General features: G+C 40.0%; 23 protein-coding genes. 1 reads left to right on the top strand and 22 read right to left on the bottom strand.

The genetic code is table 11. The features are described 5' to 3' along the window. Nucleotides 1-47 precede the first annotated feature (47 nt). The 6 genes from MV676_RS08175 to serA form a co-directional block, all read right to left on the bottom strand. Nucleotides 48-857, bottom strand: a complete 810-nt coding sequence (locus tag MV676_RS08175) for a hypothetical protein (protein WP_297446654.1) — start codon at nt 855-857, stop codon at nt 48-50. A gap of 10 nt (nt 858-867) precedes the next feature. Then, the gene (gene hisF, locus MV676_RS08170; protein ID WP_297446651.1) at nt 868-1,623 is read right to left on the bottom strand and encodes an imidazole glycerol phosphate synthase subunit HisF; all 756 of its coding nucleotides are present in this window, start codon (nt 1,621-1,623) and stop codon (nt 868-870) included. Nucleotides 1,624-1,638: 15 nt separating this feature from the next. Further along, complete coding sequence (bamD, locus tag MV676_RS08165) at nt 1,639-2,589, bottom strand: outer membrane protein assembly factor BamD (protein ID WP_297446648.1); 951 nt, start codon at nt 2,587-2,589, stop codon at nt 1,639-1,641. Nucleotides 2,590-2,598: 9 nt separating this feature from the next. Then, the gene (locus tag MV676_RS08160; RefSeq protein WP_297446645.1) at nt 2,599-4,074 is read right to left on the bottom strand and encodes an Rne/Rng family ribonuclease; all 1,476 of its coding nucleotides are present in this window, start codon (nt 4,072-4,074) and stop codon (nt 2,599-2,601) included. Next, on the bottom strand, nt 4,071-6,494 hold the full coding sequence (locus MV676_RS08155; protein WP_297446643.1) for a TIGR03960 family B12-binding radical SAM protein: 2,424 nt from the start codon (nt 6,492-6,494) through the stop codon (nt 4,071-4,073). Before MV676_RS08155 ends, MV676_RS08160 begins: the two co-directional genes overlap by 4 nt. Nucleotides 6,495-6,607: 113 nt before the next feature. Next, the gene (serA, locus tag MV676_RS08150; RefSeq protein WP_297446641.1) at nt 6,608-8,200 is read right to left on the bottom strand and encodes a phosphoglycerate dehydrogenase; all 1,593 of its coding nucleotides are present in this window, start codon (nt 8,198-8,200) and stop codon (nt 6,608-6,610) included. Nucleotides 8,201-8,332: 132 nt separating this feature from the next. Between serA and MV676_RS08145 the strand changes: the two genes are divergently transcribed. Then, complete coding sequence (locus MV676_RS08145; RefSeq protein WP_297446638.1) at nt 8,333-9,040, top strand: DUF72 domain-containing protein; 708 nt, start codon at nt 8,333-8,335, stop codon at nt 9,038-9,040. On the opposite strand, the gene flhB is transcribed toward MV676_RS08145, so the two are convergent. From flhB to MV676_RS08065, 16 genes are all read right to left on the bottom strand, one after another. After that, nucleotides 9,037-10,080 (bottom strand): flagellar biosynthesis protein FlhB, encoded by a 1,044-nt coding sequence (flhB, locus tag MV676_RS08140; protein WP_297446635.1) that lies wholly within the window; start codon nt 10,078-10,080, stop codon nt 9,037-9,039. The two genes, MV676_RS08145 and flhB, sit on opposite strands and share 4 nt — an antisense overlap. Before the next feature lie 3 nt (nt 10,081-10,083). Further along, nucleotides 10,084-10,866 (bottom strand): flagellar biosynthetic protein FliR, encoded by a 783-nt coding sequence (locus MV676_RS08135; protein WP_297446632.1) that lies wholly within the window; start codon nt 10,864-10,866, stop codon nt 10,084-10,086. Beyond that, a complete protein-coding gene (gene fliQ, locus MV676_RS08130) occupies nt 10,863-11,132 on the bottom strand; it encodes a flagellar biosynthesis protein FliQ (RefSeq protein ID WP_022847395.1) in 270 nt (89 codons plus the stop codon). Before fliQ ends, MV676_RS08135 begins: the two co-directional genes overlap by 4 nt. Continuing rightward, nucleotides 11,129-11,845, bottom strand: coding sequence for a flagellar type III secretion system pore protein FliP (gene fliP, locus MV676_RS08125; RefSeq protein WP_022847396.1), 717 nt, complete (start codon nt 11,843-11,845; stop codon nt 11,129-11,131). The genes fliQ and fliP overlap by 4 nt, the downstream gene beginning before the upstream one ends. Then, nucleotides 11,823-12,092, bottom strand: a complete 270-nt coding sequence (locus tag MV676_RS08120) for a hypothetical protein (RefSeq protein WP_022847397.1) — start codon at nt 12,090-12,092, stop codon at nt 11,823-11,825. Before MV676_RS08120 ends, fliP begins: the two co-directional genes overlap by 23 nt. Continuing rightward, nucleotides 12,085-12,315, bottom strand: coding sequence for a FliM/FliN family flagellar motor switch protein (locus tag MV676_RS08115; RefSeq protein ID WP_022847398.1), 231 nt, complete (start codon nt 12,313-12,315; stop codon nt 12,085-12,087). The genes MV676_RS08120 and MV676_RS08115 overlap by 8 nt, the downstream gene beginning before the upstream one ends. Before the next feature lie 4 nt (nt 12,316-12,319). After that, complete coding sequence (locus MV676_RS08110; RefSeq protein ID WP_297446624.1) at nt 12,320-12,841, bottom strand: flagellar basal body-associated protein FliL; 522 nt, start codon at nt 12,839-12,841, stop codon at nt 12,320-12,322. Nucleotides 12,842-12,884: 43 nt separating this feature from the next. Further along, the gene (locus tag MV676_RS08105; protein WP_022847400.1) at nt 12,885-14,123 is read right to left on the bottom strand and encodes a flagellar hook protein FlgE; all 1,239 of its coding nucleotides are present in this window, start codon (nt 14,121-14,123) and stop codon (nt 12,885-12,887) included. A gap of 1 nt (nt 14,124) precedes the next feature. After that, entirely contained in the window at nt 14,125-14,778 is a 654-nt protein-coding gene (locus MV676_RS08100) for a FlgD immunoglobulin-like domain containing protein (RefSeq protein ID WP_297446621.1), read from the bottom strand. Beyond that, nucleotides 14,753-16,078 (bottom strand): FliI/YscN family ATPase, encoded by a 1,326-nt coding sequence (locus MV676_RS08095; RefSeq protein ID WP_297446618.1) that lies wholly within the window; start codon nt 16,076-16,078, stop codon nt 14,753-14,755. The genes MV676_RS08100 and MV676_RS08095 overlap by 26 nt, the downstream gene beginning before the upstream one ends. Continuing rightward, on the bottom strand, nt 16,044-16,700 hold the full coding sequence (locus MV676_RS08090) for a hypothetical protein (RefSeq protein ID WP_297446616.1): 657 nt from the start codon (nt 16,698-16,700) through the stop codon (nt 16,044-16,046). Before MV676_RS08090 ends, MV676_RS08095 begins: the two co-directional genes overlap by 35 nt. Then, nucleotides 16,693-18,303 (bottom strand): flagellar basal-body MS-ring/collar protein FliF, encoded by a 1,611-nt coding sequence (gene fliF / locus MV676_RS08085; RefSeq protein WP_297446614.1) that lies wholly within the window; start codon nt 18,301-18,303, stop codon nt 16,693-16,695. Before fliF ends, MV676_RS08090 begins: the two co-directional genes overlap by 8 nt. Nucleotides 18,304-18,316: 13 nt before the next feature. Further along, complete coding sequence (gene fliE, locus MV676_RS08080; protein WP_297446612.1) at nt 18,317-18,604, bottom strand: flagellar hook-basal body complex protein FliE; 288 nt, start codon at nt 18,602-18,604, stop codon at nt 18,317-18,319. An 11-nt stretch (nt 18,605-18,615) separates the two neighbouring features. Beyond that, complete coding sequence (gene flgC / locus MV676_RS08075; protein ID WP_297446610.1) at nt 18,616-19,026, bottom strand: flagellar basal body rod protein FlgC; 411 nt, start codon at nt 19,024-19,026, stop codon at nt 18,616-18,618. Between the two features lie 6 nt (nt 19,027-19,032). Continuing rightward, complete coding sequence (gene flgB, locus MV676_RS08070; protein ID WP_297446608.1) at nt 19,033-19,413, bottom strand: flagellar basal body rod protein FlgB; 381 nt, start codon at nt 19,411-19,413, stop codon at nt 19,033-19,035. Further along, on the bottom strand, nt 19,406-20,836 hold a 1,431-nt coding region (locus MV676_RS08065; RefSeq protein ID WP_297446606.1), incomplete at its 5' end, for a tetratricopeptide repeat protein. The genes MV676_RS08065 and flgB, both read right to left, overlap by 8 nt.

The raw sequence follows: 20,836 nt of genomic DNA, 5'->3' as shown, positions 1-20,836 counted from the left end.
CTCTAAAGGAATAGTCGGAAGGTTGGGCGGAAAGAGGTACACCGTAATCAGCGATGAAGTAGAGCTTCGTTAGAGGTTTTCACGTACTCAACGCACTTTTCCCAATCCTCTTTGAAAAACTCTCTCACCTCATTCAGCTTTTCCTTTTCCGGCATAAAATCAACGTCCGGAACAAACCTATCAGGAATATACTTTGCAAGGTACAGGATAGGATACCTTACCGGATAAACAAAGAGATACTTTTTAAGCTTACTATCACCGGGAATAAGGTTAATGTATCTTGAAACAGCATATATAAACTTAAGCTGCTTTTCATTATAGGATGCGTGTTTTTTTGAAAACCTTATCTTTTCTTTGTCGTACGCTGTGCCTGTATAGGCAGCTATCTTATCAAGAAAACTTTCAGGATTACTTCTCAATTCATCGTAGAGAAGAACAAGAGGTTCTCTTGTAAAATGGCTTTCAAGAAACTTTATCTTTTCATAAAAAAGCATGTGTTCTATTCTAAAAAATCCCGTATTGTTGAGGTTAAAAAACTCGTCAAAAGAAAATCTGTGACCGTTCTTTATAAACCGTTTATACTGAGAAAGAATCCACTCATCGTGTCTTCTGAGAACCATAATGGCACCGGTATCTGGAAAGTCTGCCGAAAACCACTCTACCTCTTTTTCAAATTGACGGTCAAATTCTCTGGAAACTAAAAACTTCCCGCTTCCCGCACGCTTTATTATCTCTTTGCTCTTTTTGTAACGGGTCATATGTATATAATTGATGCCTTTCAGTGCAGGAAAGAAAACAAACTGAAGATACTTTGAACCTGTTTTTCCAAGACCAACGTGAAAATAGACTTCAACCATAAACAACTCCTTAAAGCCTGACCGTTACACCTCTTTTCTTTAGATACTCTTTCAATTCTCTTATAGTCATCTCTTTAAAGTGAAAGACAGAAGCAGCCAAAACAGCGTCCGCCTTACCCTTAACAAGCCCTTCGTAAAAGTGTTCCTTCGTTCCTGCTCCACCGGAAGCTATAACAGGAACAGAAACGGCATCTGAAATTGCCCTCGTTAACTCTATATCGTAACCGGCCTTCGTTCCATCCCTATCCATAGAGGTTAAAAGAATCTCACCAGCCCCAAGATCAACAACCCTTTTAGCCCACTCAACAGCGTCAATGCCTGTCGGCGTTCTTCCGCCGTGAATGTAAACCTCCCAGGAATCGCCACTTCTCCTTGCATCTATTGCAACAACGATACATTGAGAACCAAAAATCCTCGCCCCTTCAGAGATAAGTTCCGGATTTTTAACGGCTGCCGTGTTTATAGAAACCTTATCGGCACCGGCGTTCAGCAAATTCCTTATATCCTCCACAGTTTTTACACCACCACCAACGGTAAGAGGCATAAAGACGCATTCTGCCGTTCGCCTGACAACATCTATCATTATGGATCTTTTCTCGTAACTTGCCGTTATATCAAGAAATACAAGCTCATCAGCCCCCTGTTCATCGTAAACTTTAGCGTTTTCAACAGGGTCACCGGCATCTATGAGGTTTACAAAATTAACACCTTTAACAACTCTACCCTCTTTAACATCAAGACAGGGAATAATTCTTTTGGCAAGCATGGCAACCTCACAAAATCAAAGTGTTTCAAAAAACCACCTGAAAAACGGCTTCTTTATGGGATTTTCAACAGGGAAAATCTCAACCTTTTCACTTCCCTTCAGTATATCCCTTGCCTTCCGGGTGTAGATTGAATCGGGATACTTTGTTATCAGGGTTTTCAGGGTCTTTTCTCCCTCCTCCCTTTCCATTTCCGCCAGCTTCTGCCAGTTTTCAATATCATGAAGAATGATGGAAATTCTTTTATCCTGAACCTTTACTTCCTCCTCTGTTTCCGCCTCTGCAAGTTTCTCTTTTTCAGCATCAAGTTGCTCCTTTAAATCTTCAATTTTCTCCCTCGCCTGAATAGGTATAAAGTACTGGGCCCTGCCTATCAAAAACAGAAGTTTGTCAGGCTCTTCCACATCACTGTAAAGATTTTGAACCTCTTTATATCTTTGAAGAGATGCTGTAAACTTGCGAAGCATATCGTAGGTTAACCCTATATAGACTATGTGTTCCGCTAGAATTTTCCTGCATTCTTTCCTGATCTCTTCCGCTTTTGATCTAAGAGGTGAGTCAGGATAAGTCTCTATAAATATGTTTATGGTATCTAAAGCTCTCTTTGTAAAGGTTTGATCCCACTGAGGCCCTTTAACCAGCTGAAGGTAACACAGGGAAAGATTAAAAAGTGCCCTGTCAGCGAACTTTGAAGCAGGAAAGAGGTTCAAAAATTCTTTATACTCAAGGGCTGCATCGGTATAGTTGCCATTCTTAAAATAAGCATCGGCAAGCATTATCATTGCCTCTTCTTTCTGTGAAGGCGTAAGGTTCTTGGAAAGAGCTTCCTTAAGATTGGCAATCGCTTCTTTCCAATTTTCTGATTTAACAGCTTCTGTTCCTTTATCAAAAAGCTCTTGTCCCGTCTGTACCCGCTTTACACAGCCAGATATGAGAACAAATGCCAGCAGCGGCAAAATCTTTTTCATAACGCCTCCTTAATCACTCTTGGCTATTGTATATTTCTCTATATGGTAATTCTCAACCGGTATAACTTTTATTTCTTTGCCGTAAAGCTCCTCTATCCGCTCTATTATATCTTTTTCATCAACCCTCAGCTTTTCCGTTACCAGAGGGTGAGCATAAACCTTTATTTTTCGTTTTCCGTTTTCTCTCGATATGAGCAGAAGTTCCCTTTCTATCTCAAAAGCAACCGTATCGGCAGACTTTACTCTTCCCTTCCCCTCACAGTAGGGGCAAGTCATTGTAAGACTTCTACCAAGACTCTTCTTAACCCTTTTTCGAGTCATTTCAACAAGGCCAAGATCCGACATACTGACAATCTTTGTTTTTGCCCTATCTTTGGAAAGCTCCTGCTCTAAAACCTCTATAAGCTTCTGCTTGTTCTCTTCAGATTTCATGTCTATGAAATCGATAACAATTATTCCGCCAATATCCCTTAATCTTAATTGCCTTGCTATCTCCTTTGCAGCCTTACAGTTAACGTTAAAAGCCGTCTCCTCAAGGTTGCTTGACTTCTTGAATTTCCCACTGTTAACATCGATGGAAACAAGGGCTTCCGTCTCATCTATAACTATGTACCCGCCACCGGGAAGATAAACTTTCCTTGAAAGTGCCTTTCCTATCGCTTCTTCAACGGGATAGTTTTCAAATATTGGCCTATCACTATCGTACAACTTTATCTTATCGGCAAGTTTAGGAATAAAGGCCTTGGCGAAGTTAAGAGCTCTCCTGTATTCAGGTAGAGAGTCTATAAGAACCTCATCAACATCATCGGTTAAAACGTCCCTTAAAATCTTTGGCACAATTTCAAGATCCTGATAGAGCAGAAGAGGCGGCGGCTTTTTTTCTATCTTTTTTTCCAGACTGCTCCACACCCTCAAAAGATAAGAGAGGTCTTTCCTTAAATCCTCTTCTGTTGCACCTTCTGCAGCCGTTCTCAAAATTATTCCATAACCTTTTGGAACTATAGATTCTCCTATCTTTTTTAACCGCTCCCTCTCCGCCTCGTCTGTTATCCTGCGGGATATACCTATCTTCTCTATGGTTGGAAGAAGAATCAAATAATGACCGGGAATGGTAAGGTTTGTGGTAACCCTTGGCCCTTTCGTACCAAGAGGTTCTTTTGTAACCTGAACAACTATCTCTTGTCCCGGCGATAGAACTTCTTCTATTGGTGGAAGTTCTATCTCATGGTTATCTTCATCAAAAAGTTCATCCTCAAACTCCCAGCTCACCGCATCTTTAACGTACAGAAAAGCGTTCTTGTAGTGGCCAAGGTCAACAAAAGCTGCCTGAATGGCAGGAAGAATCTTTAAGACCTTTCCCTTGTATATGTTTCCAACGATACCTCTGCTTCCCTTTCTCTCAACGTAAAACTCAACTAACTGTCCCTCTTCAAGGATAGCTATCCTGACTTCCTTAGGAAGCGCATTTATAAGTATCTTTTTCATAAGCCCACCACTATCTCTCTTTCAACTGAAACGGATGAAAGGTCCTTCCCTATCCAGAAGAGAAAGTCCTGTATATTCAGTATTCTCCCATTAATAACATTAAGGTGCAGTGTTATTATACCTTTACTGACGGAAAAATCGGCCACTAAAGGACTTACCTGTGTTAACTTTCCCTTCCTGTTTTCAAGCTCCTGTGCCGTCAAAACACTTTTCACAGTATCTACATCAAAATCACCCTCTACTTTATAAACTACCTCCTTCACCTGTTTAAGAAGAGAGGCTTTCCTTCCAAGGGAAACAACCTTTTTAAACCGCAAACCTTCAGGCAGGACATCGTTAAAGTCAGAGAGTAACTGCTCATCAGGAAGAAACTCCCTGTAAAGCTCCACTTCCACGATTTCGTTTTTACTTTCAACACCGGTTGGAATGCCTAAAAGGATTGAAAAACGTGGATGGGGATTAAACTTTCCCTGATACCTTACCGGAACAGCAAAACGTCTGAATATTCTCGTAAAAACTCTGTTTATATCAAGGAGAGAAAGAAAACGGCTCTTCCCCCTTTTTTCAAAAAAGAATGCAACCTTTGAAATCAGAGGAAATTCTCTCCTTTCAACAGGTGGAACGGAAAATTCTATTCTCTCCGGTATTGGAAAATCCTTCAGTTTATTCACCTCCTCCGGCGTACACGCTCCACAACCGTGACAGCCTACAATCCTGCAGTCAGGCGTTCTCTCCTCTCTATAAGCTTTTTCTCTCTCTTTCAAAAGGAACTTCCTGGAAACAACACCCTCTATGAAATCCCAGGGAAGAGGCTTATCAATTGGTCTTTCTGCAATCTCATCCTCCATATTAATTCCCGTCTCCCTAAAAGCCCTCTCCCAAACATCAAAACGGAAATACTCATCCCAGCTGTCAAGAGAAGCGCCAAGACGGAAAGCAACTTCGATAGCCTCCGCCATCCTTTCATCTCCCCTCGTTAGAAGGGCCTCCAAAAGGGACATCTCCGGATTGTGAAAACGAAGCCTGAAAGTTTTAGGCGAATACCTCTTAATGTACTCTATCTTCGCCCCTGCTTCTTCCGTAGAAATAAACCTCTCCCATTGAAATGGTGTGAAAGGCTTTGGAACAAATATGGAAAACCCAGCTGCAAGATGCTTCCTGCCCCTATACCTTTTTCCTATCTTGTGAATTTTCCAAAGAAGTTCCGTCAAAGCTTCTATATCTTCATCCGTCTCCGTCGGAAGGCCTATCATAAAGTAAAACTTCAGCTTACTCCAGCCCCTCTCAAACAGCCCCTCCACAAGCGAGAAAATGTCATCGTCAGAAAGATCCTTGTTTATAACCTTACGTAATCTCTCCGTTGCCGCTTCCGGAGCTATGGTAAAACTTGACTTCCTTATCTTCATCAACTGTGTCGCAAGGTCTGGATTAAACCCTTTAACCCTCATTGAAGGGAGAGAAAGGCCTATCATCTCAGAGTGGCAGAGTTTCATAACGGCAGGAATGAGCTCGTTAAACCTTGAATGATCTGAAATACTAAGAGAGAGGAGAGACGCTTCCTCGTAACCGGTATTTCTAAATGTCTCATTAACGATGGAAACTATCTCATCCACGCTCCTTTCTCTGTAAGGCCTGTAGGCAAAACCCGCCTGACAGTAGCGGCAACCTCTGAGGCATCCTCTCATGGCCTCAACAACTATCCTATCGTGAACGGTCTCAACAGATGGAACAACCGGTTTAACAGGGTAAAATTCCCTCGCCAAATTGCGGAAAACCGCCTTTTTTACGGGTCTTTTCCCAAAAACGGGAACATAGACACCCTCTATCTCTGCAGCCTTCTCCAAGAATTCTTTTTTTGCCAGACCTTTCTCTTTCTTTTCTCTCATTAAATCGGCAAGTTCCAGCATAACTTTTTCGCCATCACCAATGACAAAAAGGTCAATAAACGGCGAAAGAGGTAAAGGATTTAGCGCACAGGTACCTCCAGCCTGAATAATGGGGAATTCTTCTCCCCTTTCAGAAGCCCTCAATGGAATCTGTGATAACTCAAGCACCTTCAATACGTTGGTATAAACAAGCTCCGTGAGAAGGGAAAATCCAATAAAATCATATTCCTTCAAAGGTTTCATAGACTCAAGGGCATAGAGAGGAATACCCCTTTCCTTCAAAAAGACCTGCATATCCGGCTTTGGCAGATAGACTCTATGACATAAAGCAAAATCGGTAAGGTTGTTAATGACGTGGTAGAGAATTTTTCCTCCGGCATGAGACATTCCTATCTCATAAAGATCTGGATAGCAGAGGACAAATCTAACTGGCCTCTCATTAAAGGAAATATTCGAAAGATTCATCTCAAGTGGAAGGTAAGAGCCGGGTTTTGAAACCTTAATAAGCGCCTTTTCGAACTCTTCTATACTCATTTCAATTTTCCCGAGTGTTTAAGATAGAAAAGAAAGAGAACCATAAAGATAGTGAAACCTATTATTCCCATTTTTAGAAACAAAAAAGGTTATGGCGCCGCCTGGCGCCTGTATCATCCAAGGTCAACTTTTTTAATCTCCATAATTTCTGGAAGCTGACTCATCTCTTTAATAGCTTCTTCTGGAACCTCATCATCAACGAGAATAACAGCCTTTGCCTCTTTTCCTCTCTCGACTCTACCAAGCTGGAATCCTGCAATGTTAACATTGTGCTTTCCAAGAATAGAACCGAGCTTCCCAATAACCCCCGGAATGTCAATGTTCTTGATAAGGAGAAACTTCCCTTCCGGAGAAAGATCAAAGAGAAAACCATTGATCTCAACGATTTTCGGGAACTTATCCTCTATAACCGTTCCAGCTATTGAGAACGTCCCCTCCTGCGTTCCACAGCTTATCCTTATAAGCCTCTTAAAGTTGATACCCTCTTCTCTTCTAACTTCAACGATGTTTATACCCCTCTCTTTTGCAAGGAAAGGAGCATTAATGTAGTTAACGGGAAGGTCAACTATCGGTGCAAGAAATCCTTTTAAGAATGCTGCAGTAAAGGCTTTAACATCTTCGCCAAGGTCACCGCTGTACTCTATAACAACCTCTTTTGAACGGGCACAGGCAACCTGAACGGCAAATCTTCCAAGTTTCTCTGCAAGTTCCATCCAGGGTTTCATAACCTTTGCAGTTGTCTCCTCAAACGGCGCATTAACTGAAAACTCAACCTCCTCGCCACGGAGAGCGGCAAGCACTTGATTTGCAATGATTACAGCAACGTTAGTTTGAGACTCGTAGGTATTAGCACCAATATGAGGCGTAACGATAATGTTCGGAGCCTCAAGAAGAATGTTGTCGGTAGCAGGTTCCTTAACAAAAACATCAACGGCAGCTGCTCTCACTTTCCCACTTACGAGGGCATCATAGAGATCCTTTTCGTTAATGATGCCACCCCTTGCTATGTTTAAAAGGATAACCCCGTTCTTCATCTTCTCTATCTCTTTCTTCGTTATCATATTTCTCGTTTCATCGGTGAGGGGCGTATGAACAGTTATAATATCAGCTTTTTCAAGAAGGGTATCGAGCTTATCAACAAGCTCAACACCAAGTCTTTCAGCCTTTTCCCTTTTTATGTAAGGGTCGTAGGCAATCACCTTCATATCAAACGCCTTAGCCCTTATACCAACCCTTGAACCAATACGCCCAAAACCTATAATGCCAAGCGTCTTACCTGAAAGCTCAACGCCCATAAACTTCTTTCTGTCCCACCTTCTCTCATCCTTCAAGGATCTGTGGGCGTAAGGAATCTGACGGGCAGCTGCAATCATCATTCCCATTGTGTGCTCTGTTGCAGCAAGAGTATTACCGGTCGGGGCATTAACAACTAAAATACCTCTCCTTGATGCCTCTTCAAGATCAATGTTGTCAACACCAACGCCTGCCCTACCGATAACTTTAAGCTTTTCTGCCCTTGAAATAAGCTCCTTGTTAACAGGTGTCCCGCTCCTCGTTATTATGGCGTCGTACTCCGGAATAATCTCAAGAATCCTTTCAAAATTTCTGAAAAGTTCCGGGTCATAGGTTAGCTCAACATCCGGCTGACTTTTGAGAATGTTTATCCCCGGTTCTGCAATGTGTTCCGTAACAAGCACCTTAAACATCTATGCAAACCTCCAGATTTTATTACAATATTAATCACGGATACAGCCGAACAAAAGTCAACAAATTCTAAAGATTATGATAACACTTATTTTTATCTTTAAAGTATGAATAGTCAAGGAATGGAGGCACAGATGACAATCATCGGCACCAGCGGATTCATGTATAGAGAGTGGAAAAACACGTTCTACCCCGAAGGATTCCCCATGTCCTCCTATCTCAGCTATTACAGCAGAAACTTTAACGGTGTTGAGATAAACTCCACGTTTTATCGCTTACCGGTAAAAAGCTCCATTAAAAACTACAAAAGGGTAAATTTAATCTTCGTTTTTAAACTATTTAGAGGAATCACCCACTACGGTCACATTGAAGAGAAAAACATAAAACCGTTTTTAGAGATAAAAGATATTCTGGAAGAAAAACTCTTTGGTTTTTTAGCCCAGTTTCCGGCAAGCTTCAAGGCAACAGAAAAGAACAAAAACTTCATAATCGATATAATCAATGCTTTCAGCGGCATTCCGGTAGTCTGCGAACTGAGATCAAAAGACTGGGAAAAAGAAAGCAAGTTCTTTAAGGAAAATAACATTCCTGTCTGTTTTTCCGACTTCCCGATAACCCTTCACTGGTTTAAAGAGGGAAACGCAACCAGGGAAACTGCATACTTTAGATTTCACGGCAGGAGAAAACTCTACGATTACTGCTACTCGGACGAAGAACTTAAAGAGTTTGCAGAAAAGATAAAATCCGTAGAATCAAAAACAAAATTATGCTTTTTCAACAATACAGCAAAAGGATATGCTCCGAAAAATGCCCTGAAATTAAAAGAGCTCCTTCAAATTTAAAGCTTTCCACGACGACGGTAGATTTTTGCAAGGATACGGGCAATGGCAACGTAAAGTTCCTCTGGAATCGTATCACCAATGTCACAAGATTCATAAAGTGTTCTTGCCAGGGGCGGGTCTTCAACAATAGGAACGTTATGTTCCTTGGCTATCTCTTTTATACGTAAAGCTATCTCGTCAACACCCTTTGCAACAACTGTCGGTGCTACCATCTTTTTACGCTCATACTTAAGAGCAACAGCATAGTGTTCCGGGTTTGTTATAACTACATCTGCCTTCGGAACCTCTGCCATCATCCGCCGCATCGCGATTTCTCTTTGTTTCTTTCTGATTGCAGACTTTATAAGGGGATGACCTTCCTGCTGTTTATATTCTTCTTTCACTTCCTGCTTTGTCATTTTCAAATTCTCTTCATACTCCCATCTGCGGTAGAAAAAGTCTATACCGGCAATGGGAATTGAGAAGAGGCCAAAAGCAAGAATAAGAATCAAGGTGTACTTCATCATGAAGTAGGCCTGTTGATGGATTGAAAAAGTAAACATGCTGAATATTTCAGGAAATATCGGCTTAACCGTGTAGTAGGCAACAACAATGGCAACGGTCAATTTTAAAATATTTCGGAAAGTCTCAAAAACAGTTTTTAAAGAAAGCAACCTCCCCAAACCTTTTATCGGGTTAATCATCTCAAATTTTGGCTGAATGGCTTTTGTTGAAAAAATAAAACCAAACTGAAGAACATTTGAAGCAATTCCCGAGATAAGAAGAGGTATCATAACGGCAATGGCGAGAACTGCAAAAATCTTACCTGTAAGCAGAAAAAATGACGGATAAAAAATGTTGTTACACTGAGAAAAAGTAAAACGAAAATAGCCAACAAGTTTTTGAGAAGCAAAAGGAATATAAAAAATCAAAACTAAAAACATCATTAGAAGCGTAGCAGCTATGGGAACATCCTGACTCTTTAGTACCTGTCCTTCTTCCCTGGCTTTCTGCCGCCGCCGCGGGGTTGCCTTTTCGGTTTTACTTGGATCTTTTGCCATCTATCAACCGCCAAACAGCTTAATAAGTGTAAACAAATTGGATGTAAGCATTTCAACAAGTGAACTTATAGCATAGACTATAGCTGAAAAACCAACGATAAGAGCAAAAAGGCCAACAAATATTTGAAGCGGAAGCCCCACTATAAAAACGTTTATCTGAGGAATTAACCTGTTTATAAGGGCAAGAGCAAGATTCGTAATAAAAAGCGTAAGCATTACAGGAAAAGCTAAGTTAAAAGCTAAAGAAAAAAGCAGAGCCGCCTTTGTAATCAAAAATTCAAAAATTCTGCCTGTGCTGAATGGAACCACTTTCCCGGCGGGAATAACTTTAAAACTGGCTATCGCTGCACCTATTAAAAGCCTATAGCTTCCCGTAATGAAAAAAACAAGATAAAAAAGCAGAATATAAAGTCTATCAAGAACAGAAATAACACCAAACGTCGGATCAAACATGTTGGCGACTGTTAAGCCCATTGAATAACTGATAAGCTCCGCCGCATAGGAAACAATTCCTATAAAAATCGCCGTAACAAGGGCAAAAGAGAGACCTATAAAAACTTCCTTTAAAACCATAGCCGCTATATCAATAAGTGTATAGTGTTCTATCGGAACCTGAACGTTAACTATCATAGAAGCAAAAAATGACAGTGAAACAATAAGAATAACTCTTACATTTACAGGAACCATAGAAGTATTAATAAAAGGAAAAGCCATAAAAAAAGCACCCAGCCTGGACAAAACAGCGAAGAAACCACCTATCTGAGAGGGCGTAATAAATCCGTTCATTTCAGCAGCGACGCAATCAGGTTAAAGTTTTCTTTAGTGTAATCAACAAGCTTCACCATCATCCAGCTTCCAAAAATAAAAAGAGCAATAATCGCAGCAAGAATTTTGGGGATAAAGGTAAGCGTCATTTCATGAATCTGAGTGGCAGCTTGAAAAATGCTTATAACCAGACCAACAACAAATGTGATAAGCAGAACCGGTGTTCCCACAAGGAGGGTAACTTTCAACATGCTGTGACCAACCGTTATAGCCTGATCTATCGTCATCGATAACTCCCGACAATTGCTTTAACCAAAAGCTCCCACCCGTCGGCAAGAACAAAAAGTATCAATTTAAAAGGAAGTGATAACATCATCGGTGGAATCATCATCATACCCATCGACATGAGAATGCTTGCAACCAACATATCTATAACGATAAACGGCAGGTATATCACAAACACAACTATGAAAGCCGTTTTTATCTCGCTTATCATGAAAGCAGGAATAAGAGTGATCATGGAAAGCTCATCGGGTGATTTAACCTCTTTTCCAGACAGATTTATAAAAAGCTTAAGATCCTCCTTTCTGGTATTCTTAAGCATAAACTCTTTAATAGGTTGCATCGACCGTTTTATAGCTTCAACATCTGTTATCTCTTTTTTCATGTAAGGTTGAATCGCCACCTCGTCTATTTGCTTAAAAACTGGCTGCATAACGAAAAAGGTTAAAAATAAAGAAAGGGCGATAACCACCTGATTTGGCGGTGTTTGAGGTGTTCCAAGAGCGTTCCTTAAAAGGGAAAGAATTATGACGATACGGGTAAAAGCTGTAACAGTTATAAGGATAGCCGGTGCAAGAGTAAGAATTGTCAAAAGCAGAATAATTTTCAAATTAACATCTAAATTTCCCAAATTAGACACAATGTTTTGAAGAGTCTCCCCGTGTGCAGCGGCAGGAACCATTAGAACGAACAAACTACATGTCAGAATCTTCTTCATTACTCCACTCTTTAAGTTTCTTAAAACCTGTTTCATCAAAAGATAGAAGTATTTTACTATCTTTCACCTCTATCAGAACAAAACCTCTGTTTCTTGAAATATACTTTATTTCAATAATTTTTATAGAACCGGAACGGCCGGTTTTCATCGGAAAAGAGATTTTCCCAACAGAAAAATAGATAACGGCAAGCGAAACAACAATAATGAGAAAAACTACAATTAACTTTAAGAGATAAGTCTCAATCAAGGTCTATCACCTTAACGCCAAACTTATCATTTACAACGATAAGCTCACCAACACCAAACCGCTGCCCGTTTATTTTTATTGAGAGAAACTCCTCCATCGTTTTATCAAGGGGGATAATATCCCCCTCTTTAAGCTTCAAAAGATATCCGAAAGGTTTTACCGTTTTCCCAACCTCAACAGACAGATCAAGGGTAATGTCTTTCAAATCTTCTATCTTTATCATTACACTATCCCGTCTGAATTATAAAGTCAGTAAAGTAAACATTCTTAACACCACCAAGGGGAAGTATGGCGTTTACTCTCTTGGCTATCTCTTCTTTCAAAAATTCTATACCTTCCGGAGTTTTTAGATCGGATGAACGTTTCGTCAAAAGAAGTGTTATTATTGCATCCTTTATTTCAGGAAGTCGCTTTTCCACTTCCTGCTGAACTTTCTGATTTTTAAGCTCAAGTATAATAGAAATCCTTAGGTATCTCTCTATATCCTTATCTGCAAGGTTAACCGTAAAAGTGCCGAGGTCAAACATTATCCCGACATTCTCGGTGGCTTTAATCTCCTCTATTATCTTCTGTGCCTGCTTCTCCTGAGAAACTTTCTGATTCTTGGCAAAAATAAATTTATAAGCGGCAAAACCGCCACCACCTAAAACAAGAAGCAAAACAACAAGAAGAATTAGCTTTTTCTTGCCACCACCCTGCTGCTGTTCACCTTCAGCCGGAACCTGCTCCTGCTTTTCCTCTTCCGCCATACATCCCTCAACTCATCGATATTTTTATAAGACCCTTAAAAATTTACCTCTTAATGTTCATCGTTTCCTGAAGAATCTGGTCATCAGTCGTTATCACTCTTGCATTTGCCTGGTAGGCTCTCTGGGCAGTAATAAGATTAATAAACTCAGAAGCTATGTCAACGTTTGACATCTCAAGCATCCCACTTCTTATCTTGGAAATAACACCACCTGGCATGATAACCGGCGTAAAGGTCTGCTGGTTGGGAAGGTATAGCCAGCTTCCCTTCCTGGTGAGAATCTCCTTATCTTTAAATGTGGCTATTGCAAGCCTCGCAATATCTTTAACTTTACCGTTAGTGTAAGAGGCTTTTATGATACCATCCTCACTTACAGAAACGGCCATCAGATCGCCTTTGCTGTTTCCGTCCTGTTCTGCATAGAATATGAAGTCTGAAGCAACCTGTCTCATACCGTCAAACTGAAGACTTATATTCATGGGACTGGTAGCACCGTTCGTAAGCACCACGGAGACTGTTGTGGGTGAACCGCCGGTCAAGTTACCGTCACTGTCAAACGTAAGAGTGGTGCTTCCTACCTCTGTAGTCGTATCTCCGTCAGCATAAACATGGACATCCCAGGAGTTTGTCGCCGCATCTGTATGAACGAAGTAAAGATCAAGCGTATGAGGATTGCCAAGAGAATCGTAAACAGTTACAGAGTTTACATAGTTATAGGTCGTTGAATCTGTCGGATTAAAAGCAGCAGCAGGCAGAACAGGTGCTCTTGAGTCAAGATTGCTCGGTTCTTTCATCTTTACGTAGGTGGTTTTTGCAGGCTGCATACTCATAGGTATGTTGATGCTTCCAATTGAACCCGACATATTTCCAACATCATCAAGCATCCATCCCTGAACTTTCATACCGAGCATATTTATAAGATCACCATTTGCATCAAGCCTGAACTGACCATTCCTTGTGTAGTATGTAACACCGTCGTTAGACCTTACCATAAAGAAGCCTTCACCATCAAGAGCCATATCAAGAGGATTGTTGGTGTTCATAAAGGTTCCTTGAGAAAAATCTTTGACAGTTGCACCAACAAAAACACCACCACCAATTTCTCTATTTATTGGAGAACCATTGCTGTAAGTTGTAAGGCTGCTCGCAAGTAAATCTTCAAAAACTGCCCTTTCCGCTTTATATCCCACCGTGTTTACATTAGCTATGTTATCTGAAATAACTGAAAGCCAGTTCTTTTCAGCATTTAATCCTGTAAAAGCCGTATAGAATGACTGTAGCATATCACCCTCCTATTCCTACAAGTTTAGAATCATCTATCGTAAATGAAGAAGTGCTCAAAACGATTGAGCCGTCACTCTCCTTCTCAACACCCGTAACAAGAGCCTGACTTATTACCGTTGCATCTACCGGATTACCGCCTGATGTAGCCTCAACGCTAACCGTGTAATAACCATCAGGAAGGGAAGGATTATCAATAGAAATTGGATATGAAACGCCACCCTGAAGGTTGTATAGCGTCTCAGAATCAACAACGTTACCGGCTGAGTCGAGAATATTTACCTTAACGGTATCGGCCGCCGAATCAAGTTTAATTTCAGCATAGCCGGAGCCACCTTCAATATATGTTTTATTACCTTCATACTTAACTACTTTTCCAATAAGAGAAGAGGCCATCAAAAGCGCATTGGATTGGTTTGCTTCCAGCAATTGCTTAACGCTCGTTTCAAAGTCATCGTAAGTCTGAAGTTCTTCAAGCTTCACCGTATTATCTATAAAATCTGAAATGTCCTTAGCCTGCAGAGGATCCTGCCACTTAAGATCTGCAAGGAGAACTTTAAGAAAATCCTCCTGCGACATTTTCGAATTATCATAATTGGCATCAACAATCTTAACTTGCTGAGCGTCAGGATTATATGTTATTCCACTGATATCCATACTTTCCCCCTTCGTTACCTATATATTCTATCAAAGATTTCAAAGAGGACAAGCTCTCCTCAAGGGAAACTCTCTCTTCTATCCGTTGCTTCATAAACTCTTCCATCTTATCATGAACAGCCATCGCAAGATCAATCTTTGGATTTGTCCCCTTTTTATAAAGACCAAGATTTATCATATCCTGACTCTCTCTGTAAGTTGCTTCAAGGTCAATAAAAAAGGACTGCCACCTTAAAACCTCTTCAGGTACAAGTTGAGGTGTTAAACGGCTTATGCTCTTTAATATATCTATTGCCGGAAAAATTCTTCTATTTGCAAGAGTCCTGGAAAGGACTATGTGACCATCAAGAAAACCAACCGCTGCATCAGCTACAGGATCAAGCGCAATCTCATCTCCTTCAACTAAAACTGTGTAGATTCCCGTTATACTTCCCTGTCCGGCAAAATTCCCTGCCCTCTCTATAACTTTTGAAAGGAGGGAAAAGACTGAAGGAACGTAACCCTTGGTTGTCGGTGGTTCTCCAACAGTTAGGCCAATTTCCCTCTGTGCCATGGCAAGTCTCGTCAGAGAATCAAGGAGAAGAAGAACATCGTTATTTTGAGAAGAGAAATACTCTGCAATGGCACAACCTGTAAGAACAGCTCTTATCTTTGCCAGGGGCGGCTGATCCGACGTTGCGACAACAACCACAGACTTTTTAAGACCTTCCTCGCCCAGGTTATCCTCTATAAATTCCCTTACCTCTCTACCCCGCTCACCAACTAAAACAATAACATTAACATCCGCTGCCGTGTAGCGAGCAATCATTCCTAAAAGGGTACTTTTTCCAACACCGGCACCTGAAAAGATACCTATACGCTGGCCTTTCCCAACCGTAAGAAGAGCATTAATACTGCGAATGCCTAAATCTAACGGCTCACGGATTCTATCCCTTTTGAGAGGATTTATAGATTCCCCTTGAAGGTAGGTAAAGTCAGTATAGGTAATCCTATCTCTATTAAGAGGATTTCCAAATGGATCTATAACTGTCCCAAGAAGTTCCCTGGAAACACCAATTTTAACGGAACCTGGCTTTGGCTCTATTTTACTTCCTGCACTAATTCCGGTGGTGTCTGAATACGCCATGAGAAGCGTTCTGCCGTCTTTAAATCCAACAACCTCTGCTTCTGCTTTACCATCTATCGTGCAAAAATCACCAAGACAAACCTTTGGAAGAGCACTCTCTATCAAAGGTCCCTTTACGCCTGTTACCTTTCCAATAATCCTATACTGAGGAAGATTTCTTAATCTCTCTTTCAATCTCTTCCCTCAAGAGTGAAAATTTCTCTTTAATGTCGTGAACAACTGTGAAATCCTCAAACTTTATAACAAAATTGCCCGGTTCTAACTCTTTATTAATCTTCACAGTTATTCCATTAATATCTTTCAAAACAGCCCCTAAACGCTCATCAGCTTCTATAGAAATAACTGTTGATGTTGATTTAAACTCTTCCAGAATCTCTTCAATTTTCTCTTTTATAAAGGGAAGATTGTCGTCACTTATCAAGAGAAAGCGGAAAATCTCTTCAAGAGAATCGGCGACTATCTCAAGTATTTTCCTTGTGAATTTAACGTTTTCTTCCCGCATAGAACCTACAAACCGTTTCACTTCCCTTTTCAGGTTCTCTACTTCCCTCTTTACAACATCGTCTATCTTTCTCTTTTCTATCTCAAACCTTTGCTCCCACTCTTGTTTGGCATCCTCCCTCCCTTTTTCATAGCCCTTCTTAAAAGCCTCTTCTTCTGTCCTTTTCAAAATTTTTCTATACTTTTTTTCAAGCTCCTCAATACGGGCAATGTAAATTCTTTCCACTTCCTCAGGTGACATATTTTTTCTTTCAGAACCACTCAAAAGATGGGAAAAATCATCAAGGTTAAGCATTCTGTTTCTCCCCAAGCCATTCTCTTAAAAGCTCCGCTATAAGCTCGGGATGTTCCTTTGTTATTTCAAGAATTTTTATATAGGAAGGTTCCGACTTTATATCAAAGCTTTCTATCTCTTTTCTCTCTTTTTCCATCTTCTCTTCAGCCGTCTGGATGGCTTCACCGTAAGCTTTTACCGCTGCAGATTGAACGGCAGGCATTGCTTCAGGTGCTCGCTTTTTTCTCTTTAATACTAAGAATAGAGTACCTGCAAGGAGAAGAAATGCAACACCACCACCGATAGCCACAGGAATTACCGGAAAAACTTTACCGGTCACAATATTTTCCTCTGGTGGCGGTACTTCAAACGGAACACTTACAACCGTGACTTTATCTCCCCGTTTCTCGTCGTAACCTATTACGCTTTTGACAAGATTTTCATAGGTTTTAAGCTCCTCTGGCGTTCTTGGGAAAAACTCCTCTTTTTCCTTTCCGTCCTTTCCTTTAACCTTCTTGTACCGACCATCTATAAGAACACCAACACTTATCCTTTTAACAACAAAGATAGGAGCAACCGTTTTCTCAACGGTTTTTGAAACATCATAGTTAGTGGTAACATCCTTTTTCTCTCTGCTGCTTTTTACGGTTCCATTACCACCGTTGCTTATAACCGGCGGAACGTTCGTTCCACTACCCGGAACACCTGAAGGTTTCTCTTCTACACCTTTTTCACTTTCTTGAATCTTTCTTTCACTAACAACAGCAGTCATATCCGGATCGTAGATTTCAGACTGCTTCTCTAACTTTCCTGTCTCTATCTCGACGGTAGCACGTGCAATAACTCTGTTTGAACCAAGGGCTTTTGAAAGTATAGATTCAACCTTCCTCTCAATATCCCTCTCAAGCTCTTTCTTTATTGCAAGTTCTTTATTTGAATCAGTGGTGTTATCTTCTTCAAGCATGTCGGAAAGAACACGTCCTCTGTTATCCACAACAGTAACGTTCTGCGGTTTCAATCCGGGAACGGCATGAGAAACGAGAAAAACAATAGCTTTAACCTGCTCTTTTGTAAGATCTTTTCCGGGCCAGAGCCTCAAAATAACAGAAGCTTTTGGCTCTTCAGTTTCTCTTACAAAAACGGACTCTTTTGGAAGAGCAATATTGACTTTATCACTCCAGACGGCATCTATCTGCTGAATTGTCCTCTCAAGTTCACCTTCAAGGGCACGAAGATACTCTATGTGTTCCTGAAACTGGGTTATTCCAAGTTTCGGCTCATCAAATATTTCAAACCCGACTATCTTTCCAGAAGGAAGCCCTTTAGCGGCAAGTTTAAGTCTCACATCGTAAACCTTGTCCTTTGGAACAAGAATAATACTTCCGTTACCCTCAACCTTATACGGAATGTGCTCTTCCTGAAGGACTGTGAGAATATTGCCCGCGTCATCGGGACTCAAATGGGTATAGAGAACAGCATAATCAACATTTGAAGCCATTTTAACAACAACAATTGAAAGAAAAGAAATAAGGGCAAGACTTCCAATAAGAATGGCAAGCCCCTTTATATTTGCATACTTTGATACAACTTCCGAAAATTTATTCTTAATTTCTTCCACATTCACCTATTTAACCTCATTAAACCTGCATTCTCATTATCTCCTGATAGCTTTCAAGTGCCTTGTTTTTAATCTCAACAAGCAACCTCAGGGATAATTCTGATTTAGATATGGTATATAAAAGCTCCTCAAAATTCTGAACATTACCATCCATCAGCTTTTTTTCAGCTTCAGAAGCAGCTTTCAAATCATTGTTAACATCTCTTATAAAGTTTTCAAATATCTCCTCAAACCCGCTCTTTTTATCTAACTTTTTATCTGATACTGCAGGAAGTACATTAAAAACCGCGTCGTTTTCCACTTTCATCCTTACTCCCCTTAAACTCTAAGAATTTCAAGACTTGAAGTTAACATATTCTTATGAGTATTAAAAGCTGTTAAATTTGCCTCATAGGCTCTCATTGCAGAAATCATATCAACCATCTCTTTCACAGGGTCAACATTTGGAAGTTTTACATATCCCGTTTTATCCGCAAGTGGACTGGAAGGATCATATTTTTCTCTAAACGGCGAATTATCGTAAGCTATCTTTTTAACCCTGACTTCTTCAAGGGGAACTTTACCGTCAGAAGTGAGCAGTGTCTCAAAAACAGGGACTTTTCTTCTGTATGGCTGTTTTGTTTCTGGATCTATTGAATTTGCATTTGCAAGATTACTTGAAGCAATATCCATACGAATTCTTTCTGCTTCCATTCCAGTTAATGATATTTCAAGACCTTTAAAAAGCACTTTTTATTACCTCCCGGTAATGCTTATTTTTAATTTTGCAAGTTCCACATGTAAACTTTGAACCATCGTTTTATACATGATAGCGGTTTCTGCCAGTTTACCCAATTCCTCATCAACGTTCACCCTGTTTTTATCGTAACCGGCAATTTTATTAAGTTCTACTACCTTAAACTGTGCCTTATCGCACGGCTCAGGTTCTATGTGTTTTGGATCTGTTGTCTTTAATTTTAACGTTTCTTTATCCAGGCATTTTTCAAATTTTAAATCCTTCGGCACATACCCCGGTGTATCAGCATTGGCTATGTTGCTCTGTATCACTTTTGAACGTTCAAGGTAGTAAGCAGCCGTTTCTGAAATAGCATCCATTTTTCCCCACAGCTCACTCATTTTTTAACTCCCTGTATATGATTTGATCTTCATAAACAATCTGAGCTATCCTGCTCATAGTATCTTTACACATTCTAACTTTTGGCAGTATAGCCTCTGCAAGGTTTATTTTATCAAGTCTTGAAAGAGATATAAGTTTTGCAGAAGCCAAAAAACAGTTGTTACTTTTGGGCTCTATAACATCTATTACTTTTAAACATCCTTCGTAATTATTAATAGCTAACAAATAAGAAATAGTTTTATAAATGGCCAACTTCAAAACCGGGTCTTTATCGTAAAATTCAGCAATCTGTTTTTTGTTTTCTTTTATTATCCACATTGCCCTTTGTGGATTTTTTTGCTCTATACTCGCAAGAATCTCATAAGCCTTTACCTCTATATCATCAGATGGACATATGTCTTCCATCTCTCTCAACATAGGCAAAAATTCTTTTGCAGATTTTCCAAGAAAAACAAGATTTTTGATGTAAATTTTATAATAACGACAGCTCCTTTTTTTTACTTTTTTTAATATTTCTAAAGAGTCGTTAAAATCCTTACTTTCCGTTAAAGCTTCTGCAAGCATCAAAAGGTCATTGTCATCTCTCCATTTAGCAGCAATATAGCGTATAAGATTCAATCTCTCTTTCCTCTCATTACATTTACCTAAAGCCTCCGCTATTTTTATAAGTGTTTCCTTATCAAAAATTACCTTAAAAAAGTCCGGATTTGTTTTATAAAGTTCACACAACCTTTTAGAAGCAAGTTTTAAAAGATAAGGTTTCCACTCCCTAACGATAAATTCTTTCTGTTCATATTTAAGCTGTTTAGGAAAAACCAGAGAAATTTCCCATTCAAGCTGCTTAAAAAGGTTATCGCTGTTGGTCTGCAAAACGTAGGCACCGAAGTTTGCCAGAGCAAAAGCACCAAGATAAGTATCTCTCGAATGAATCAACGTTTCAAGCACAAATCTCAAAGGTTGATTAAACGCTTTTATACCTGTCTGCTGTAGCCTGTATTTTAAAGCTGGATCTTTCTCCATTAGAGCTATTAACTTTAACTTGGCAATTGTGGTTTCCGGAGAATCTGGATATGTCGTTACAAGGTTGTAGTATGTAGCTACTGCAAGTTTCTTATCTCCCTCTTTTAATTCAGTATCACCAAGACGCAACATCGCTTTTCTTATAACACTCTTATCCCTTGTAAGACTTATTATTCTCTTAAAAAGCTGCTCTGCAAGACGGTAATCACCCTTCCTGTAAATATCCTCTGCAACAAGGTAGTAGTATTCAGGATTTTCTATAAGATAGGCTTCGTTTTTTCTGTAGGTTTTAAAAAAGTATCTGAAAGCTTCCCTGTACTTACCTTTACTGAAAAGTATTAAGCCTTTCAAAAACTCAAGTTCTTTCTCATCCTGCCTTGTTGAAGGAGAGGTTGACAGCAG

This window comes from Desulfurobacterium sp. (assembly GCF_027028515.1).
Classification (GTDB): domain Bacteria; phylum Aquificota; class Aquificia; order Desulfurobacteriales; family Desulfurobacteriaceae; genus Desulfurobacterium_A.
This window is presented reverse-complemented; position numbering and strand designations above follow the sequence as displayed.

What these genes read in the sequence shown, in the direction of transcription:
- MV676_RS08175 (WP_297446654.1), bottom strand. Translation starts at nt 857, where the DNA reads ATGGTTGAAGTCTATTTTCACGTTGGTCTTGGAAAAACAGGTTCAAAG.
- hisF (WP_297446651.1), bottom strand. Translation starts at nt 1,623, where the DNA reads ATGCTTGCCAAAAGAATTATTCCCTGTCTTGATGTTAAAGAGGGTAGA.
- bamD (WP_297446648.1), bottom strand. Translation starts at nt 2,589, where the DNA reads ATGAAAAAGATTTTGCCGCTGCTGGCATTTGTTCTCATATCTGGCTGT.
- MV676_RS08160 (WP_297446645.1), bottom strand. Translation starts at nt 4,074, where the DNA reads ATGAAAAAGATACTTATAAATGCGCTTCCTAAGGAAGTCAGGATAGCT.
- MV676_RS08155 (WP_297446643.1), bottom strand. Translation starts at nt 6,494, where the DNA reads ATGAGTATAGAAGAGTTCGAAAAGGCGCTTATTAAGGTTTCAAAACCC.
- serA (WP_297446641.1), bottom strand. Translation starts at nt 8,200, where the DNA reads ATGTTTAAGGTGCTTGTTACGGAACACATTGCAGAACCGGGGATAAAC.
- MV676_RS08145 (WP_297446638.1), top strand. Translation starts at nt 8,333, where the DNA reads ATGACAATCATCGGCACCAGCGGATTCATGTATAGAGAGTGGAAAAAC.
- flhB (WP_297446635.1), bottom strand. Translation starts at nt 10,080, where the DNA reads ATGGCAAAAGATCCAAGTAAAACCGAAAAGGCAACCCCGCGGCGGCGG.
- MV676_RS08135 (WP_297446632.1), bottom strand. Translation starts at nt 10,866, where the DNA reads ATGAACGGATTTATTACGCCCTCTCAGATAGGTGGTTTCTTCGCTGTT.
- fliQ (WP_022847395.1), bottom strand. Translation starts at nt 11,132, where the DNA reads ATGACGATAGATCAGGCTATAACGGTTGGTCACAGCATGTTGAAAGTT.
- fliP (WP_022847396.1), bottom strand. Translation starts at nt 11,845, where the DNA reads ATGAAGAAGATTCTGACATGTAGTTTGTTCGTTCTAATGGTTCCTGCC.
- MV676_RS08115 (WP_022847398.1), bottom strand. Translation starts at nt 12,315, where the DNA reads ATGATAAAGATAGAAGATTTGAAAGACATTACCCTTGATCTGTCTGTT.
- MV676_RS08110 (WP_297446624.1), bottom strand. Translation starts at nt 12,841, where the DNA reads ATGGCGGAAGAGGAAAAGCAGGAGCAGGTTCCGGCTGAAGGTGAACAG.
- MV676_RS08105 (WP_022847400.1), bottom strand. Translation starts at nt 14,123, where the DNA reads ATGCTACAGTCATTCTATACGGCTTTTACAGGATTAAATGCTGAAAAG.
- MV676_RS08100 (WP_297446621.1), bottom strand. Translation starts at nt 14,778, where the DNA reads ATGGATATCAGTGGAATAACATATAATCCTGACGCTCAGCAAGTTAAG.
- MV676_RS08090 (WP_297446616.1), bottom strand. Translation starts at nt 16,700, where the DNA reads ATGCTTAACCTTGATGATTTTTCCCATCTTTTGAGTGGTTCTGAAAGA.
- fliE (WP_297446612.1), bottom strand. Translation starts at nt 18,604, where the DNA reads ATGAAAGTGGAAAACGACGCGGTTTTTAATGTACTTCCTGCAGTATCA.
- flgB (WP_297446608.1), bottom strand. Translation starts at nt 19,413, where the DNA reads ATGAGTGAGCTGTGGGGAAAAATGGATGCTATTTCAGAAACGGCTGCT.